Source organism: Pseudomonas sp. OV546, assembly GCF_900116845.1.
In the GTDB taxonomy this organism is placed as follows: domain Bacteria; phylum Pseudomonadota; class Gammaproteobacteria; order Pseudomonadales; family Pseudomonadaceae; genus Aquipseudomonas; species Aquipseudomonas petroselini.
Window position 1 is genome coordinate 16,955 of sequence record NZ_FPCE01000026.1, and the last position, 18,032, is coordinate 34,986.

General features: G+C 62.6%; 16 protein-coding genes. 7 read left to right on the top strand and 9 right to left on the bottom strand.

What is annotated here, in order from left to right:
- Nucleotides 1-21: 21 nt before the first annotated feature.
- Entirely contained in the window at nt 22-1,065 is a 1,044-nt protein-coding gene (locus BM403_RS30900; RefSeq protein WP_064052580.1) for an LLM class flavin-dependent oxidoreductase, read from the bottom strand.
- Nucleotides 1,066-1,227: 162 nt separating this feature from the next.
- Here BM403_RS30900 and BM403_RS30905 point away from each other — a divergent pair, with 162 nt between their 5' ends.
- Complete coding sequence (locus BM403_RS30905) at nt 1,228-1,464, top strand: hypothetical protein (RefSeq protein ID WP_139238019.1); 237 nt, start codon at nt 1,228-1,230, stop codon at nt 1,462-1,464.
- A 370-nt stretch (nt 1,465-1,834) separates the two neighbouring features.
- Here the strand turns inward: BM403_RS30905 and BM403_RS30910 are convergent, their stop codons facing one another.
- Nucleotides 1,835-2,320 (bottom strand): flavin reductase family protein, encoded by a 486-nt coding sequence (locus BM403_RS30910; RefSeq protein ID WP_012723540.1) that lies wholly within the window; start codon nt 2,318-2,320, stop codon nt 1,835-1,837.
- A 321-nt stretch (nt 2,321-2,641) separates the two neighbouring features.
- Between BM403_RS30910 and BM403_RS30915 the strand changes: the two genes are divergently transcribed.
- Nucleotides 2,642-4,048, top strand: coding sequence for a purine-cytosine permease family protein (locus BM403_RS30915; RefSeq protein ID WP_046035378.1), 1,407 nt, complete (start codon nt 2,642-2,644; stop codon nt 4,046-4,048).
- Here BM403_RS30915 and BM403_RS30920 read toward each other — a convergent pair.
- From BM403_RS30920 to BM403_RS30950, 7 genes are all read right to left on the bottom strand, one after another.
- On the bottom strand, nt 4,036-4,602 hold the full coding sequence (locus BM403_RS30920; RefSeq protein WP_012723542.1) for a sarcosine oxidase subunit gamma: 567 nt from the start codon (nt 4,600-4,602) through the stop codon (nt 4,036-4,038). The genes BM403_RS30915 and BM403_RS30920 overlap by 13 nt on opposite strands.
- 3 nt (nt 4,603-4,605) lie before the next feature.
- Nucleotides 4,606-7,503, bottom strand: coding sequence for a 2Fe-2S iron-sulfur cluster-binding protein (locus tag BM403_RS30925; RefSeq protein WP_093546958.1), 2,898 nt, complete (start codon nt 7,501-7,503; stop codon nt 4,606-4,608).
- Nucleotides 7,500-7,799 (bottom strand): sarcosine oxidase subunit delta, encoded by a 300-nt coding sequence (locus tag BM403_RS30930; RefSeq protein ID WP_012723544.1) that lies wholly within the window; start codon nt 7,797-7,799, stop codon nt 7,500-7,502. The genes BM403_RS30925 and BM403_RS30930 overlap by 4 nt, the downstream gene beginning before the upstream one ends.
- A 13-nt stretch (nt 7,800-7,812) precedes the next feature.
- Complete coding sequence (locus BM403_RS30935; RefSeq protein ID WP_093546961.1) at nt 7,813-9,054, bottom strand: FAD-dependent oxidoreductase; 1,242 nt, start codon at nt 9,052-9,054, stop codon at nt 7,813-7,815.
- On the bottom strand, nt 9,036-9,941 hold the full coding sequence (folD, locus tag BM403_RS30940; protein ID WP_093546964.1) for a bifunctional methylenetetrahydrofolate dehydrogenase/methenyltetrahydrofolate cyclohydrolase FolD: 906 nt from the start codon (nt 9,939-9,941) through the stop codon (nt 9,036-9,038). Before folD ends, BM403_RS30935 begins: the two co-directional genes overlap by 19 nt.
- A complete protein-coding gene (gene purU, locus BM403_RS30945; protein ID WP_064052586.1) occupies nt 9,938-10,804 on the bottom strand; it encodes a formyltetrahydrofolate deformylase in 867 nt (288 codons plus the stop codon). The genes folD and purU overlap by 4 nt, the downstream gene beginning before the upstream one ends.
- Nucleotides 10,805-11,224: 420 nt before the next feature.
- A complete protein-coding gene (locus BM403_RS30950) occupies nt 11,225-11,824 on the bottom strand; it encodes a helix-turn-helix domain-containing protein (RefSeq protein WP_027603577.1) in 600 nt (199 codons plus the stop codon).
- A gap of 282 nt (nt 11,825-12,106) precedes the next feature.
- On the opposite strand from BM403_RS30950, the gene glnT reads away from it, so the two are divergent.
- The 5 genes from glnT (at nt 12,107) to BM403_RS30975 (ending at nt 17,902) form a co-directional block, all read left to right on the top strand.
- A complete protein-coding gene (gene glnT / locus BM403_RS30955; RefSeq protein ID WP_012723549.1) occupies nt 12,107-13,441 on the top strand; it encodes a type III glutamate--ammonia ligase in 1,335 nt (444 codons plus the stop codon).
- Nucleotides 13,442-13,463: 22 nt separating this feature from the next.
- Nucleotides 13,464-14,372, top strand: a complete 909-nt coding sequence (locus BM403_RS30960; protein ID WP_012723550.1) for a class II glutamine amidotransferase — start codon at nt 13,464-13,466, stop codon at nt 14,370-14,372.
- A gap of 11 nt (nt 14,373-14,383) precedes the next feature.
- Nucleotides 14,384-15,058, top strand: a complete 675-nt coding sequence (locus BM403_RS30965) for a GltB/FmdC/FwdC-like GXGXG domain-containing protein (RefSeq protein ID WP_012723551.1) — start codon at nt 14,384-14,386, stop codon at nt 15,056-15,058.
- 14 nt (nt 15,059-15,072) lie between these two features.
- Nucleotides 15,073-16,395, top strand: coding sequence for an FMN-binding glutamate synthase family protein (locus BM403_RS30970; RefSeq protein WP_012723552.1), 1,323 nt, complete (start codon nt 15,073-15,075; stop codon nt 16,393-16,395).
- Nucleotides 16,396-16,576: 181 nt separating this feature from the next.
- On the top strand, nt 16,577-17,902 hold the full coding sequence (locus BM403_RS30975; protein WP_043205169.1) for an ammonium transporter: 1,326 nt from the start codon (nt 16,577-16,579) through the stop codon (nt 17,900-17,902).
- Nucleotides 17,903-18,032 lie beyond the last annotated feature (130 nt).

The window sequence follows — 18,032 nt, forward strand, 5'->3', positions numbered from 1 at the left end:
GTGGCCTGCGGCTGGGTTGACTCAACGAAACGCCGGCACCACCTGCTCGATAAACAGCGCCAGCGACTTCTTCTTCTCGGCATGGGGCAGGCTGTTGTCGCACCAGAAGCTGAACTCATCCACCCCCAGTTCCTGGTAGTAGCGGATGCGCGGGATGATTTCTTCGGCCGTGCCGATCATCGCGGTCTTGTGCAGGCTGTCCAGTTCGAACTCCGGGCGGGCGGCGAATTTTTCTTCCGGGCTCGGCGCCAGGAAGCCATTCACCGGCACCTCTTTATTGCCGAACCAGGCATCGAAGGTGCGATAGAACTTCGAGATCGCCTTGGCCCCGACTTTCCAGCCGTCCGGATCATCGGCGGCATGCACGTGCGTGTGGCGCAGCACCATCAGTTGCGGGCGTGGTACGCCGGGGTTGTTGTCGAGGGCGGCCTGGAATTTGTTTTTCAGGTCGAGGACTTCTTCGTCACCCTTCATCAGCGGCGTGACCATCACGTTGCAGCCGTTGGCCACCGCGAAGTTATGCGAGTCCGGGTCGCGGGCGGCGATCCACATCGGCGGGTTGGGCTGCTGGATCGGCTTGGGCACGCTGGTGGAAGTGGGGAATTTCCAGATGTCGCCGTCGTGGGCGTAGTCGCCTTTCCACAACGCACGCACCACCGGCACCATCTCGCGCAGCGCCTGGCCGCCGCTGGAGGCGGGCATGCCGCCGGCCATGCGGTCGAATTCGACTTGGTAAGCACCACGGGCCAGGCCGACTTCCATGCGCCCGTTGCTGATCACGTCGAGCAAGGCGCATTCACCCGCCACCCGCAACGGGTGCCAGAACGGCGCGATGATGGTGCCGGCGCCCAGGTGAATGGTAGTGGTCTTGGCCGCGAGGTAAGCCAGCAGCGGCATCGGGCTCGGCGAGATGGTGTATTCCATGGCGTGGTGTTCGCCAATCCATACGGTACTGAAACCGCCGGCCTCGGCCATCAGGGTCAGTTCGGTCAAGTCTTCGAACAACTGCCGGTGGCTGACACTTTCGTCCCAACGTTCCATGTGTACGAACAGGGAAAACTTCATGACGCTTACCTCGGATCTATTGTGATCGGCCTGTCGGCTGCGGGCCCTTAAGTACTCTCGCCACGTTGAAGCGTGCCAGTGATGACAGCTGTTCGGCGGATTAATTGTTGGTATACCATAATACAGAATATCCGCAAAACTTTTCTCTCCAACGGTCGCACCGTGCTGATCATCCTCAATGTGCGTCATGAGGCACGGGATGGCTTTATCGACAGCAGCGGGCGCGAGATCCGCCAGGTCGACAACGCGATGCAGTTGTTTTTCGAAGGCATCAGCCAGAACGTCAGCTACCTGGCCGCGCAGCAGCTCCGGGAGTGCCACCGAAGTCTCGGTGGAAATGGCCGAAGTCGCCGAGCGACAGCGCGAAGCGGTGGATATGGTCTCGACGGCGTTTCATGAAATGGTTGCCACCTCCAACGAAGTCGCGCTCCTGCAGCCAGGCTGCCGACTCGGCCGACAACGGCCAGCGCCAGGGCTTCCGAACCTGACTGACACCGCAGCCCTTTGGGGGACGTTCGAATGAGGGAGCGGGCAAGCCCTACTACCAGTCAGTTAAGAAGCAGCAAGAGCGAAAAGTAACCTGTGGCGAGGGAGCTTGCTCCCGTTGGACTGCGTAGCAGTCCCAGTTGTTTTAAACAAAGAGCTGGGGCCGCTTCGCGGCCCAACGGGAGCAAGCTCCCTCGCCACAGGTACAGTGTTTGCCTTAACTGACTTGCACTAGGGCAAGCCCCACATTTGATCTTCGGTGTTTTCAGAACGGTGTCGGGGATCAGGCCGGCAGTGGCAGGGCACCCATCTTGCCGTGGCAATACACCAGTGGCCCGGCGTTCTGCCGGGGCACGATCAGGTTCTTCACCGCGCCGACCATGATCGCGTGGTCGCCGCCTTCATATTCGCGCCACAACTCGCACTCGATCACCGCCGTGGCATTGGCCAGGATCGGGTTGCCCAACTCACTGAGCGTCCATTCGATGCCCTGGGCCTTGTCCTTGCCTTTGCGCGCAAAGGCATAGGCTTCGGTTTGCTGCCCACCGGAAAGCACATGAATGGCAAAGCGCTTGTTCTTGATCAACACCGGGTACGAGTCGGAGCTGTAGTTGGGGCAGAACAGCACCAGGGCCGGGTCCATGGACAGTGAACTGAAGGCACTGGCGGTCAACCCGACGATTTGCCCCTCGTCATCGAGCGTGGTGATCACGGTGACACCGGACGGAAACGAACCCATCACTTGTTTGTAGATAGCGGCATCGATCATGGGACGGTCCTCTGCGGTAAAGCGGTTTTTATGAGTTTGTAGGTCTGATGGTATACCGTAATACAGTCGATGCAACCGCTTTTTCAATCGCCCGATGAACGTCAATTCTCGGGTTTATCACCCATAAATACGGGGGCTATGGCGGGAAATAACGGAGTGCGCTGTGGCACACTTGCGGATCAGATGCGCGCTAAGACTACGGATCAGTCTTGTGAAAATGTTGGAATACCATAATATGGTGTTCATCTGAGGGGCAGCCAAAGAGCTCCCCCGGTTTGGCGTCAAACAACTATAAGATCAGACAAACGCGAGTTCATTTCCATGCCCCAGATGTCCCGGCAAGACCCCCTGATCGAGCATCACACGGTCGATTACGTCCCCCTCGCAGAGCGCCATGGAAAGGCCCGCGACCTGTTCACCTTATGGTTCAGCACCAACATCGCGCCGCTGCCGATCGTCACGGGTGCCATGGTGGCCCAGGTGTTCCATCTCAATCTGGCGTGGGGGCTGCTGGCGATTGCCCTCGGGCACCTGCTCGGCGGCATCGTGATTGCCCTCGCATCGGCCCAAGGCCCGCGCATGGGCATCCCGCAGATGGTGCAGAGCCGTGGCCAGTTCGGCCGTTACGGCGCGCTGCTGATCGTGTTCTTCGCCGCGCTGATCTACATTGGCTTTTTCATCTCCAATATCGTCCTGGCTGGCAAGTCCATCGTCGGCATCGTGCCGTCGGTGCCGGTGCCGGCGAGCATCCTGATCGGCGCCCTCAGCGCCACCGCCATCGGCGTGATCGGCTATCGCTTTATCCATACCCTCAACCGCATCGGCACCTGGGTGATGGGCAGTGCTTTGCTGGCCGGTTTTATCTACATTTTTGCCCATGACCTGCCGGCAGATTTCCTTACCCGTGGCGGCTTCAACGCAGCTGGCTGGTTGGCTACCGTGTCGCTGGGGGTGATCTGGCAGATCAGCTTTTCGCCCTACACCAGCGACTACTCGCGCTACCTGCCGGCGGACATTGGCATCACCCGGCCGTTCCTCGCCACCTACCTGGGCGCGACCCTCGGCACCATCCTGTCCTTCGCCTTTGGCCTGGTCGCTGCACTGGCCACGCCCGAAGGCACCGAAGCCATGGTCGCGGTCAAGCACGCCACCGGCTGGCTGGGGCCGATCCTGATGGTGCTGTTCCTGCTCAATATCATCAGCCACAACGCCCTGAATCTGTACGGCGCGGTGCTGTCGATCATCACCTCGGTCCAGACCTTCGCCAGCCACTGGACCCCCAGCATCAAGGTGCGCGTGGCGCTGTCGGGCGTGATCCTGGCCGGTTGCTGCGTGGTGGCGTTGGGCGCGTCGGCGGACTTCATCTCGCAATTTATCGGCCTGATCCTCGCGCTGTTGCTGGTGTTGGTGCCGTGGGCGTCAATCAACCTGATCGACTTCTACATCATCAAGCGCGGGGTCTATGACATTGCCTCGATCTTCCAGGCCGATGGCGGGGTGTATGGGCGTTTCAACCTGCATGCGATCGTGGCGTACTTCATCGGCATCATCGTGCAACTGCCGTTTGCCAATACGTCGCTGTATGTGGGGCCGTGGGCCAACCTGGTGGAAGGCGCGGACTTGTCGTGGCTGGTGGGGTTGGTGGTGACGTGCCCGTTGTATTACTGCCTGGCGACACGTCAACACACCCAAAAGGTCAGGGCGGCGCGGTTGGGCTACACCGACTGACCCACCCCGCCGAACTCCTCCAGCGCATCCCGCAACGCGCCCTCGAAGTATGCCTTCGAGGCGCGATCCCAGAGGATATGAAACGCCGGCAGCTCCCCACTGCCTGTGTGGATGACAATCGCATTGACCCGCGCCACCGAGGTCTGCGCCACCATCCCCGGCTTGAAGGCCGGGAAACTGAGATCCACCCCGCACAGCTTTGCCATTACCTGCGCAATCACCTCCCCGCTGAGCCGCACACAGGCGTGGCTGTCCTGGCGTGGCAGCAGGTAGTTGGCGCGGTGGTCCAGTTCCCAACGCGCTTCTTCATCGGCAATCCGTTGCCCCTGATCCTGCGGGCTGCCCAGCACCAGGTATTCGTTCTGCGACAGGCGCGCCACCCAACTGCCGTCCGCTTGCGCGCAGGCTTGGTTGGGCCCGCCCGGCAACGTGAAGCCGCGCGCCGTGAGGTACTCGGCGCTCTGTGCGCCGCGAAAGCCGACCCGGGGCAGGTCGGTCTGGTCCTGCAGTTGGCAGGGCGGCGTGAACAATTCGTGGGCCTTCAGACTGGTCATGGCTTAACCCTCCTGGCGTTGGTTAGTGGGGTCGAAGAACGGCAGTTGCACCACCTCGGCCTGGACGACGATGCCGCCTTCGACGCGAATCGGAATGCGCTGCCCTGGCGTGCTTTGGTCGATCCCGGCGTAGGCCAGCCCGATGATGCGGCCCAGGCTGGTGGAGTATTCGCAGGAGGTGACGTTGCCGCTGATGTCCGCGCCGTTGAGCACCAGGTGGCCTTCCAGCGGTTGTACGCTGCCCTTGGGCAGGCTGAAGCCCACCAATTTGCGTTTCAGCGGCTGGGCTTCGAGGATGTCCACCGAGCGGCGGCCGACGAAGAACGGCTTGGTGCGGCTGACCGCCCAGCCCATGTCGATTTCTGCCGGGTGAGTCATGCCGTCGGTGTCCTGGCTGATGATCACGTGGCCTTTTTCCAGGCGCAGCAGGCGCTGGGTCTCGACGCCGAAGGGGCGAATGTCAAAGGCCTTGCCGGCCGTCATCAACGCGTCCCACAACGCCAGGCCGTGGCGTGCCGGTACGTGGATTTCATAGCCCAGTTCGCCGACGAAACCCACCCGCAGCAGGCGTGCCTTGATCCCGGCCACCGTACCCTGGCGCACGCCCAGATAGGGGAAGCCTTCGGCACTGAGGTCGAGATCGCTGCATACCTGTTCCAGCACCTTGCGCGAATCCGGCCCGGCCACGTTCACCGCACAGATCGCGGCGGTAACGTTGGTCACGTCCACGTCCAGGCGCCACTGCGCGTTCCACTTGAGCATCTGCTGGTAAATACGATCGACGCCGCTGGTGGTGGCGGTGACGTAGAAGTGGTTGTCGGCCAGCCGCGCGCACACGCCGTCGTCGATCACCACGCCGTGTTCGTTGGTCATCAGCGCATAACGCGAACGGCCCACCGGCTGCTTGAGGAACGCGAAGGTGTAGAGGCGGTTAAGCAGTTCGGCGGCGTCCGGGCCGCGCACGTCGAGGCCGCCGAGTGTGGACACATCGATCATCCCGACCTTGTTGCGCACGTGCAGCGCTTCGGCCTGCATGCACGCTTCGCGGTCCTGGGCCTTGCCGTAATAGGCCGGGCGCTGCCAGATACCGGCGGGCATCATCTTCGCCCCGGCTTGCACATGGCGCGCGTGCATCGGCGTTTGGCGGTAGGGGTCGAAGGCGCGTCCGGCGACATGCGCGAGTTTCTCCGCCACGAACGGCGGCCGTGCGGTGGTGACCCCGGTTTCGCTGATAGTACGCTGGGTCGCCCAGGCCACCAGCCGTGCGGTCGGCAGCGCTGAGTGGCGCCCCTGGGACGGGCCCATGCCGACCGTGGAATAACGCTTCACCAACTGCACATCGCGGTAGCCAATGCGGGTGGCGTTGACGATGTCCGCCACCTGCAGGTCTTCGTCGAAGTCGACGAAATCCTTGCCCTTGGGGTGCGGGAAGATCGGCCAGGGGAAGTTGACCTGGGCTTCAGGGCGCAGCGCTGCAGGCGGGCTGGTGCTGTTCAATCCGAGGGCGAGCAGGCTGTCGGCGGCGGCGTTGGTCGCATCCGCCAGCACATTGTCCAGTTGATGCCGACCGTGTACGGAACCGGCCACGCCCAGATTGCGCGGCAGGCCACTGAGGCTGAACTCCGCCCGCGAGTCTTCATAGGCCAGCTTGCCACCGGCCTGGCACAGCAACTGATAGACCGGCATATAACCGGCCGACATGCACAGCAGGTCGCAGTCGATCACTTCCCCGCTGGTGCTGACCTGGCCCTGGCCTGTGATCTGGCGCACGTCGACGCCCTTCACATGGCGCAGGCCTTTTTCATGCAGGGCCTCGAACACCGTGCTGTTGCTCAGGCACGCGATCTTGCGCTGGGCCAGGGCACTGGGCAAGGCTTTGTCCGCCGGGGCGTGACGCAGGTCGATCACGGCGGCCACGTCCACGCCCTGGTCATGCAGGTCGAGGGCGGCCAGGTAGCCGTCATCGTTGCCGGTAAGCACCACCGCGCGCTTGCCGGGCTTGACCGCATACAGCTTCATCAGGCGTTGCGCCGCGCTGGTGAGCATCACCCCCGGCAGGTCATTGTTGCGGAAGACCACCGGTTGGTCGAACGAACCGCTGCACACCAGGCACTGCTGCGCGCGCACTTTGTACAGGCGCTTGCCCTGGATCACCGGCAGGTAGTTGTCGGTGAACCAGGCATTGCAGGTGGCGTCGGTGAGTACCTGGATATTCGCGTGTTGCTGCACCGCGCCCAGCAACTCGCGGCGCAAGGTGTCGGCACGGGTGCCGGCAATATCGAAGCGCGCGTAGGTCAGCGACCCGCCGAGGATCGGTTGCTGCTCGATCAGCAGCACCTTGGCGCCGGCATTCGCGGCGGTCAGCGCGGCCTGCAAGCCAGCGGGGCCGGCGCCGATCACGGCGAGGTCGGTGAATAGGTAGGCCTTGTCGTAGTACTCGGGTTGGAACGTCAGGTCGAGCACGCCCAGGCCGGCCTTTTTGCGAATGATCGGCTCCCAGACTTTCCACATGCCCTTGGGCTTGTAGAACGAACGGTAGTAGAAGCCCACCGGCATGAACTTGGAGAACTTGCCCAGGTAGGCGTCCTTGTCGTTGTCCAGCGAGCCGTTGACGTTCTGCGCCGTCACCGCCAAGCCGGCGGACAGCGCGTGGGCGTCGGCTAATACGTTGGGTTCGCGAGGCAGTTGCACCAGGCTGTTGGCGTCCTGGCCGGCCATGGTCAACGGGCCGCGTGGGCGGTGGTATTTGAACGAGCGCGACATCAGGAAGCGCCCGTTGGCGAGCAGGGCGCTGGCGATGCTGTCGCCCTGCAAACCTTGGTAGGGCAGGCCGTCGAAGCTGAAGTCGAGTGGCTGGTCACGCTGGATCAGCAGGCCCATGGGGGCGGGGAGGCGGTTCATCCGGCGATCTCCTTGGCGGTGGTGAAGTCGACGCGGGTGGTGAACACTTCGCGCGGATCGAAGGTGCGCACGATCTCGTCGGTGACCGTGTGGCGCTCGGCGAGGAACCAGTAGCTGGACGGTGTGTGCATCCACCATTCGCGCACCACGCCGGCAAGGTTATCGGTGTTGAACACGTAGTCGGCCCATTCGGCATCGCTGCAGGTCAGCGGGTCGGGCATCGGTTTGAATTCACCGCCGTAGGTGAACTCGCTGATATTACGCGGCCCGTTGAGCGGGCAAATCATGATTTTCATCGTCTGCTCTCCGTCAGTGGCTGGCCGCTGTGGCGCCCATTTCGTTGACTTGCTGGAAGGTCGAAAAGCGCTCGAGGCCGAAGGGTTTGATCAAGTCCGGCACCTTGCCGCCGCTGGCGACCAGCTCGGCCATGGTCTTGCCGCAGATCGGCGTGGCCTTGAAGCCCCAGGTGCCCCAGCCGGCGTCGAGGTAGTAATTCTTCACCGGCGACAGGCCCATGATCGGGCTGTAGTCGGGGGTCATGTCGGTGATCCCGGCCCACTGGCGCATCAACTTGGCGTTGGCCAGGAACGGGAACATCTCGATGGCATGGGCCAACAGGCTTTCCTTGAGGTCCAGGGTCGAGCGCGTGTTGAACAGCGGGTACGGGTCGGAACCGCCACCGAACACCACTTCGCCACGGCTGGTTTGTTGCACGTAGCAGTGCAGCGCCGAGGAACTTACCAGCGGATCGAGGAACGGCTTGAACGGCTGCGTGACCATGGCCTGCAGCGGGAACGTCTGGATCGGCGAGCGGATGCCGGCCTTGGCCATCAGCAGCGAGCTGTGCCCGGCAATCGCCTGCACCGCGCAACCACACTTGATGGTGCCGCGATTGGTTTTCACCGCGGTGATGGCGCCGTTTTCGATGATCAGGTCCTGCACTTCGGTAAGCTGGTGGATTTCCACGCCGCGCTTGGCCGCCTGCTTGGCGTAGCCCCAGGCCACGGCATCGTGGCGCGCGGTGGCGCCGTCGATATGCCAGAGCCCGGCAATCACCGGCAAGTGGCCGGGGTCGAGGTTAAGGCTGGGCACCAGCTCGCGGATCTGCTGGCGATCGATCATCTCGGTACGCCCGCCGAAGTGCTTGTTGACCTCGGCGCGCTGGCGGAACGAACGCACGGTGGCGTCGGTGTGGGCCAGGGTCAGTTGGCCGCGCTCGGAGTACATGATGTTGAAATCGAATTCGTTGGACAGCGACTGGAACATCTTCACCGACTCGGCGTAGAAACGAACGCCTTCGCTGGTGAGGTAGTTGGAGCGGATCACCGCCGTATTGCGCGCGGTATTGCCGCCGCCCAGGTAGGCCTTTTCCAGCACCGCGATATTGGTGATGCCGTGGTACTTGGCCAGGTAGTAGGCCGTCGCCAGGCCATGGCCACCGGCGCCGATGATCACCACGTCGTAACTCGACTTGAGAGCCTTGGGCGGTGGCAGGTCCACCTCCACCGGGTACTCGGAACTCAGCCCGTATTTCAATAGATTGAATGGCATACGGCCTCCGATTGGCTGCGTAGGGCGTGGTGTTGCGCCTGGGCGGCGGCCACGGTGTTTTTCATCAGGAAGGCAATGGTCATCGGCCCGACACCGCCGGGCACCGGGGTGATGGCGGCGACATGGGGCAGGGCGCTGTCGAAGTCGACATCACCCACCAGGCGGCTGCGGCCGTCGTCGTCGATGCGGTTGATGCCGACATCGATCACCACGGCGCCGGGTTTCAACCAGCTCGCGTCAATCAAGCGGGCGCGGCCCACGGCAGCGATCACAATATCGGCCTGGCGGCACAGGGCCTGGGCGCCGTGGCTGCGTGAGTGCAGCACGGTCACCGAGCAATCCGCCTTGAGCAGCAGCGCGGCCATGGGCTTACCAACGATGTTCGAACGGCCGATCACCACCGCGTGCTTCCCGCGCAGGTCGCCGCAGGTGTGTTCCAGCAGGTACAGGCAACCGCTCGGCGTGCACGGCGTGAGTACCGCGCGCCCCTGGCTGAGGCCGCCGACGTTCTGGCTGTGAAAACCGTCGACGTCCTTGTCCGGCGCGATGGCCTCCAGGGCGCGCAGTTCGTCCATCTGCGCCGGCAACGGCAATTGCAGGAGGATGCCGTGGATCGCCGGGTCGGCATTCAATTGGCCGATCAGGATCAACAATTGTTCGGTGCTGGTATCGCTGGGCAGGCGATGCTCCACGGAGCGGATGCCCACCTCTTCGGCGCGCAGGATCTTGTTGCGCACATACACTTGGCTGGCCGGGTCGTTGCCCACCAGGATCACCGCCAGCGCCGGTTGAATAGCCTGCCCATGCAGACGCGCCACGTCTTCGCGCACTTGCAGCAGCACCCGTGCGGCGGCGGCTTTGCCGTCGATCAGTTTATGCGCGTTCACCGGAACACCACCGTTCTGTCCTGATTGAGGAAGACCCGGTGCTCCAGGTGGTACTTGACCGCCTTGGACAGGGCCACGGTTTCGGTGTCGCGACCGATGGCGACCAAGTCGTCGGGCTTGTACACGTGGTCGACGCGCTGCACTTCCTGCTCGATGATCGGGCCCTCATCCAGGTCGCTGGTCACGTAGTGCGCGGTGGCACCGATCAACTTCACGCCGCGTTGATAAGCCTGGTGATAGGGCTTGGCACCCTTGAAACCGGGCAGGAACGAATGGTGGATATTGATCGCCCGCCCCGACAGTTGCCGGCACAGGTCGTCGGAGAGGATCTGCATGTAGCGCGCCAACACCACCAGTTCGGTGCGGGTGTCGTCGACGATCTTCATCAACTCGGCTTCCTGCGCGGCCTTGTTGTCCTTGGACACCGGCAGGTAGATAAAGCGAATGCCCTCGCGCTCGGCCATCGGCCGCAGATCGAGGTGGTTGGAGACGATGGCGGTGAGGGTCATGTCCATCTCGCCCTTGTGGTATCGGTAGAGCAGGTCGGTGAGGCAGTGGTCGAACTTGCTCACCATCAGCATCACGCGCATCGGCTCGCGGGTGTCGTGCAGCTCCCACTGCATGTCGAAGGCCTGGGCGACATCGGCGAAACCGTCTCTGATCTCTTGCAGGTTGCCCGCATGGCCATCGTTGAAGCGGAACACCGCACGCATGAAGAAGCGGCCGCTGAAGTCATCGTCGAACTGCGCCATCTCCCCGATGTAGCACGCCTTGTCCGCCAGGTAAGTGGTGACGGCAGCGACAATGCCGGACACCGCGGGACAAGTGACCTTGATGATGAAATGGTTTTTTTCGTGTTGCATGACACGTCCTCGGGATGATGGCGGCAGCTCATCGCATAGCGAAAAAATGTCTGAGGACAGCAGGCTCATTCCTTGAGCGCGTTTTCTTGTGGAGAATAAAATATTCCTGAAGTGGCTTTATAGGGGAATGAGGGCGGTGCGTCTAGGGGTTTTGGGAAAGATTTTTAACTGGGGGGAATTTTTTGCGGGGGCGACGGGAAGGTCGAATGCGATCAAAGGTGGGCGCTGGCTTGCCTGCGCTGGTCACAGGTCTCTGCAAAACTGTAGTGAGCGGGCTTGCCCCGCGCTGGGCGGCGAAGCCGCCCCCATAAAGACATCGCCGAGTTCCAGATAAGACCAAGTCGCCTGGTTTGGGGCGGCTTCGCCGCCCAGCGCGGGGCAAGCCCGCTCACTACAAGGTGCTCATGCGCCGTTCGTGCATCACTCTTTGTCGTTGCCGTAGTTCATGATCGATAACAACCGAATCGGCACCCGCACCAACTCCTCGGGCCCATGGGGAATCTCGCCCTCAAACGTCAGGCTGTCCCCGGCCTCCATGCGATACAGCTGGTTGCCGTGGCGATAAATCAGCTCCCCTTCAAGCAGGTGCAGAAACTCGGTCCCCGGGTGCGCAAACGTCGGAAACTCCTCACTGGCGTCATCCATGCTGACCATGTACGCCTCGAAGCTCTTCTTCGGCCCGCGCGTATGGTTGAGCAGGTGATAGGTATGCCCCTTCTCCGTCCCCCGGCGCACCACTTCCATGCCTTGGTCGGCCTTGACCAGCAAGGCGCTGCCATCCTGCTGGTCGTATTCGCTGAATAATTTCGAGAGCGGCAGCCCGAGCACATCGCACAGGCGGCTCAACGTATCGAGGCTGGTAGAGACCTGGGCGTTCTCGATCTTGCTCAACATGCCCTGGCTGATATCGGCAATTTTTGCCACGTCAGATAACTTCAGGTCCTGGGCCTGGCGCTGGCGTTTGATCTGCAGCCCCAGGTATTGCTCGAGCTTGAGGCGCGGGGCGGTTTCGGTGGACATGATCATCGGCTCCTGCACGGTTTCCGTTCAGTAATATTATTTTCGCACTGGGAAAGTGCAAAGTCTGGCGCTTAAAGGCCACCCCGCTGTACGTATTCCTGCAGGGAAAAGAATTTTCCCATATATACAGCACAAAAGCGCTTTCACCGGCACATCAAACAGCCGTCCGCGAATCTGGCAAGGGTATTGCATTCCTGTAGGGAAACTAACTTTCTTTTTAGGAATAAAAAGACAGCCTAGACCCACCCAAACGGTTTTGCCTTTCGCGAGGAGTGACACGCAATGTTGCCAGCAGAAACCCAGCGCATCATCGACAAGCACGGGATCAAGTACGTGCTTGCGCAGTTTGTGGATATACACGGTGCGGCCAAGACCAAGTCGGTGCCCATCTGCGGGCTCAAGACGGTGGCCGAAGAGGGCGCGGGGTTTGCAGGGTTTGCCATCAGCGGCATGGGCATGGAGCCCCACGGTCCGGACTTCATGGCGCGCGGCGATCTGTCGACATTGACCCCGGTACCCTGGCAGCCAGGTTATGGGCGTGTGGTGTGTGTCGGCCATGTCGACGGCAAACCCCATCCCTACGACAGCCGCTACGTGTTGCAACAACAAGTGCAGCGCCTGCAGGACAAGGGCTGGACGCTGAACACCGGCCTCGAACCCGAGTTCAACCTGATGCGCCGTGACGAGCAGGGCACGTTGCAATTGGTCGACCCCAGCGACAACCTCGACAAGCCTTGCTACGACTACAAGGGCCTGTCGCGTTCGCGGGTGTTCCTCGAGCGCCTGACCGAAGCCTTGCAGGCGGTGGATTTCGAGGTCTATCAAATCGACCACGAAGACGCCAACGGCCAGTTCGAGATCAACTACACCTACAGCGACGCCCTGACGTCCGCCGACCGTTTCACCTTCTTCCGCATGGCCGCCGGCGAGATCGCCAATGACCTGGGCATGATCTGCTCCTTCATGCCCAAGCCCGACCCGAAACGCGCCGGCAATGGCATGCACTTTCACCTGTCGATCAGCAGCGCCGAGAACAAAAACCTGTTCCATGACGCCAGCGACCCGAGCGGCATGGGCTTGTCGACACTTGCCTATCACTTCGCCGCCGGCTTGCTCGCCCATGGCCCGGCGCTGTGTGCGTTCGCTGCGCCCACGGTCAACTCGTACAAGCGCCTGGTGGTCGGCAACTCGTTGTCCGGTGCCACCTGGGCCCCGGCTTTCATCGCGTTTGGCGCCAACAACCGCTCTGCCATGGTGCGCGTGCCGTACGGTCGCCTGGAATTTCGCCTGCCGGATGCCGGCTGCAACCCCTATCTGGTCAGCGCCGCGATCATCGCCGCGGGCCTGGACGGTATCGATCGCCAGCTGGAAATCGACCACGTCTGCAACGAAAACCTCTACAGCCTGAGCCTCGAGCAGATCGCCGAGCGCGGCATCAAGACCCTGCCGCAATCCCTCAAGGAAGCCTGCGACGCACTGGAAGCCGACGCGCTGTTCGCCGAAGTGCTTGGCCCGCAGATCGTGGGCGAGTTCATCAAGCTCAAGCGCATGGAGTGGGTGGAGTACAGCCGCCATGTGAGCGACTGGGAAATCCAGCGCTATACCGAATTTTTCTGACACCGTGTGACGGAGACTTGTTATGTGTGGAATCGTAGGCCTGTACCTGAAGAATCCGCAGCTGGAACCCCAGCTCGGCAAGCTGTTTGAACCCATGCTGCAAGCCATGACCGACCGTGGCCCGGACAGCGCCGGTTTCGCCATCTACGGCGATGAAGTCGCCGATGGCTGGGTCAAGCTGACCCTGCAAGCCACCACCGAAGCCTTCGACTGGAAAGGCTTGATGGGCGAGCTGGAAGGGCGCCTCGGCTGTTCCCTGGATTGGTTCCAGAACGCCAGCGCCGCTGTACTTAAGATCCACGCCGACGAAGCCCCGGTACGCCTGGCCCTGGCCGAACTGGCGCCGAGCGTGCGCATCATGAGCGCCGGGCAGAGTATCGAGATCCTCAAGGGCATGGGGCTGCCGCAGGAGATTTCCCAGCGCTTCGGCCTGGCCAACATGCAGGGCAGCCACATCATCGGCCATACGCGCATGGCCACGGAAAGCGCGGTGACCATGGAAGGCAGCCACCCGTTTTCCACCGGCGCCGACCTGTGCCTGGTGCACAACGGCTCGCTGTCCAACCACTTCCGCCTGCGCCAGGAACTCAAGCGCGAAGGCATCCATTTTGAAACCGACAACGACACCGAAGTCGCCGCCGGCTACCTGACCTGGCGCCTGCAACAGGGTGATTCGCTCAAAGAGGCGCTGGACCATTCCCTGGAAGACCTCGACGGCTTCTTCACCTTCGCCATCGGCACGCGCAACGGCTTTGCGGTGATCCGCGACCCGATTGCGTGCAAGCCGGCGATCCTCGCCGAGACCGACGACTACGTCGCCATGGCCTCCGAGTACCAGGCGCTGTCGAGCCTGCCGGGCATCGAGAATGCGCGGATCTGGGAGCCGGCACCGGCCACGTTGTACATCTGGGAACGCGAGTCAGCAGCTTAAGGAGCGCACACATGAAAACTATCGATCTTTCCACCGCCACCGTGCGTGACCTCAACCAGGCGTTGCACGCCCAGGCCATCGACAACGAGTGGCGCGTGACCCATTCCAACGGCAAGCACAACCTCGCCGTGGGCGTGAACCAGGCCGTGTCTATCGATATCGAGGGCCACGCCGGTTATTACTGCGCAGGCATGAACCAACAGGCCTCGATCACCGTGCACGGCAATGTCGGCGTGGGCTGCGCCGAGAACATGATGTCCGGCTCGGTGCGCGTCAAAGGCAGCGCGTCCCAGGCGGCCGGGGCCACCGCCCATGGCGGTCTGCTGGTGATCGAGGGCGACGCGGGCGCGCGTTGCGGGATTTCCATGAAGGGCATCGACATCGTCGTCGGCGGCAGCATCGGCCATATGAGCTGCTTCATGGGCCAGGCCGGGCGTCTGGTGGTGTGCGGCGACGCCGGCGATGCGCTGGGGGATTCGCTCTACGAAACCCACATCTACGTGAAAGGCACGGTGGAGTCCCTGGGCTCGGACTGCGTCGAAAAAGAGATGCGCAGCGAACACCTGCACGAGCTGCAGGAACTGCTCGACCGCGCCGGTTTCGCCCACCAGGCGGCAGATTTCAAGCGCTACGGCTCGGCCCGTCAACTCTACAACTTCAAAGTCGATAACGCCTCCGCGTACTGATCAGGAGCTCCACCATGACTGAACAAACCCCTCCGGTCCTGCGCGAGTCGGCCACCTTCGACCGCCTGACCATCCAGGAAATCCAGCGTGCCGCCGAAACGGGCATCTACGATATTCGCGGTGGCGGCACCAAGCGCAAGCTGCCGCACTTCGATGACTTGCTGCTGCTCGGCGCCAGCGTGTCGCGCTACCCGCTGGAAGGCTATCGCGAGAAGTGCGGCACCGATGTGATCCTCGGCAATCGCTTCGCCAAGAAGCCTATCCACCTGAAGATCCCGGTGACCATCGCCGGCATGAGTTTCGGTGCGTTGTCGGCCAACGCCAAGGAAGCCCTGGGCCGTGGCGCGACCATCGCCGGCACCAGCACCACCACCGGTGACGGCGGCATGACCCCGGAAGAGCGCGGCCAGTCCCAGCACCTGGTGTATCAGTACCTGCCGTCGCGCTACGGCATGAACCCGGATGATCTGCGCAAGGCCGACGCCATCGAGATCGTCCTCGGCCAGGGCGCCAAGCCCGGCGGTGGCGGCATGCTGCTCGGCATGAAAGTCACCGAACGTGTGGCCGGCATGCGCACCTTGCCGATCGGCGTGGACCAGCGCAGCGCCTGTCGCCACCCGGACTGGACCGGCCCGGATGACCTGGCGATCAAGATTGCCGAGCTGCGTGAAATCACCGATTGGGAAAAACCGATCTACGTGAAAATCGGCGCGAGCCGGCCGTATTACGACGTGAAGCTGGCGGTCAAGGCCGGCGCCGATGTAATCGTGCTTGACGGCATGCAAGGCGGCACCGCCGCGACGCAGGAAGTGTTTATCGAGCATGTGGGCATTCCGATTTTGTCGGCCATCCCGCAAGCGGTACAGGCTTTGCAAGAGATGGGCATGCACCGCAAGGTCCAGTTGATCGTGTCGGGCGGGATTCGTAATGGTGCCGATGTGGCCAAGGCCATGGCGATGGGCGCGGACGCGGTGGCCATCGGCACGGCGGCGCTGATTGCCCTGGGCGACAACCACCCACGACTGGACGCGGAACTGAAAAAGATCGGCTCGGCCGCCGGCTTCTACGACGACTGGCAGAACGGCCGCGATCCGGCGGGCATCACCACCCAGGACCCGGAGCTGTCCAAGCGCCTTGACCCGGTGGAAGGCGGGCGGCGGTTGGCCAACTACCTGCGGGTGATGGTGCTGGAGGCACAGACCATGGCGCGTGCGTGCGGCAAATCGCACCTGCACAACCTCGACCCCGAGGACTTGGTGGCGCTGACCGTGGAGTCGGCCGCCATGGCCCGGGTGCCGCTGGCGGGGACCCGTTGGGTGCCGGGTTCCGGTTACTAGCGGGCCCCTGTAGTGAGCGGGCTTGCCCCGCGCCGGGTGGCGAAGCCACCCCAATAAAGCCGCCGCATCCCTTGAGGTAGAAATGCGGCGGTTGGTTTAAGGGCGGCTTCGCCACCCAGCGCGGGGCAAGCCCGCTCACTACACCCAGGTACTTCCCATTTCTTTTGCAGGAGCTTTGAACATGGTCAATCGTCTTCTTGGCAAATCCCTCTTCGGTTTATTAGTGGCCGGTGCCTTTGCACCCTTGGCATACGCCGCTGATGCACCCACCTTGAACACCGGCAGCACCGCCTGGATGGTCACCGCCGCCGTGCTGGTGCTGTTCATGTGCTTGCCGGGGCTTGCGCTGTTCTACGGCGGCCTCGTCCGTGCGAAAAACATGCTTTCGCTGTTCACCCAGTGCTTCGGCATCGCCGGGTTGGTGGGCGTGCTGTGGGTGATCTACGGCTACAGCATGGTGGTCGACACCACCGGCATGGTCGAAGGGCAGGTAACCTTCAACAGTTTTGTAGGCGGCCTCAGCCGCGCCTTCCTGGCGGGCATGACCCCGGAGAGCCTGGTGGGGGATATCCCGGAAGGGGTGTTCGTGACCTTCCAGATGACGTTCGCCATCATCACCCCAGCCCTGATCGCTGGCGCCTTTGCCGAACGCATGAAGTTCTCGGCGGCGCTGCTGTTCATGGCCATCTGGTTCACCTTGGTCTATGCCCCGGTGGCGCATATGGTCTGGGGCGGTTCGGGGGCCTTGATGCATAACTGGGGCGTGCTTGATTTTGCCGGCGGTACCGCCGTGCACATCAATGCCGGTGTAGCCGCGCTGGCCGCGTGCCTGATCCTCGGCAAGCGCAAGGGCTACCAGAACACGCCAATGCCTGCGCATAACCTCAGCCTGACCATGGCCGGCGCGGCGATGCTCTGGGTCGGCTGGTTCGGCTTCAATATCGGCTCCGGTGGCGGCCTCAGCGGCACCTCGGGCATCGTCATGCTCAACACTCAGTTGGGCGCCTGCGCCGGGATTCTTGGCTGGATGTTCACCGAGTGGTTCAAGGTCGGCAAGCCCAGTGCCCTCGGCCTGGCCAGCGGTGCGTTGGCCGGGTTGGTGGGAATTACACCGGCGTGCGCCTATGTGGGCGTCGGGGGTGCGTTGGCTATCGGTTTGCTGTGCGGGGTGTTCTGCTACTTGAGCGTGACGGTGTTGAAGCGGCGCTTCGGCTACGACGACAGCCTCGACGTGTTCGGCTTGCACGGCATCGGCGGCATGATTGGCGCGGTGTTGACCGGTGTGTTCTGCGTACCGTCCATGGGGGGGCTGGTGGAAGGTGTGACCATGGGGGGGCAGGTGGTTGCCCAGCTTAAGGGTGTGCTGCTGACCACGGTGTACTGCTTTGTGATCAGTTGGATCATCCTCAAGGTGGTCAATGCCCTGGTCGGGTTGCGTGCCCATGAGTCGGTGGAGGAGATGGGGCTGGACCTGGCCGAGCATAATGAGCGGGCCTACAACCACTGATCATTTTCCCGCCGGCGGCCTGACAGCCGAGCGCCATCTAACGGTTAGACCGCGATCCAAATGTGGGAGGGGGCTTGCCCCCGATAGCGGTGTGTCAGTCGATTAATCAGGTGACTGATTCAGCGCCACC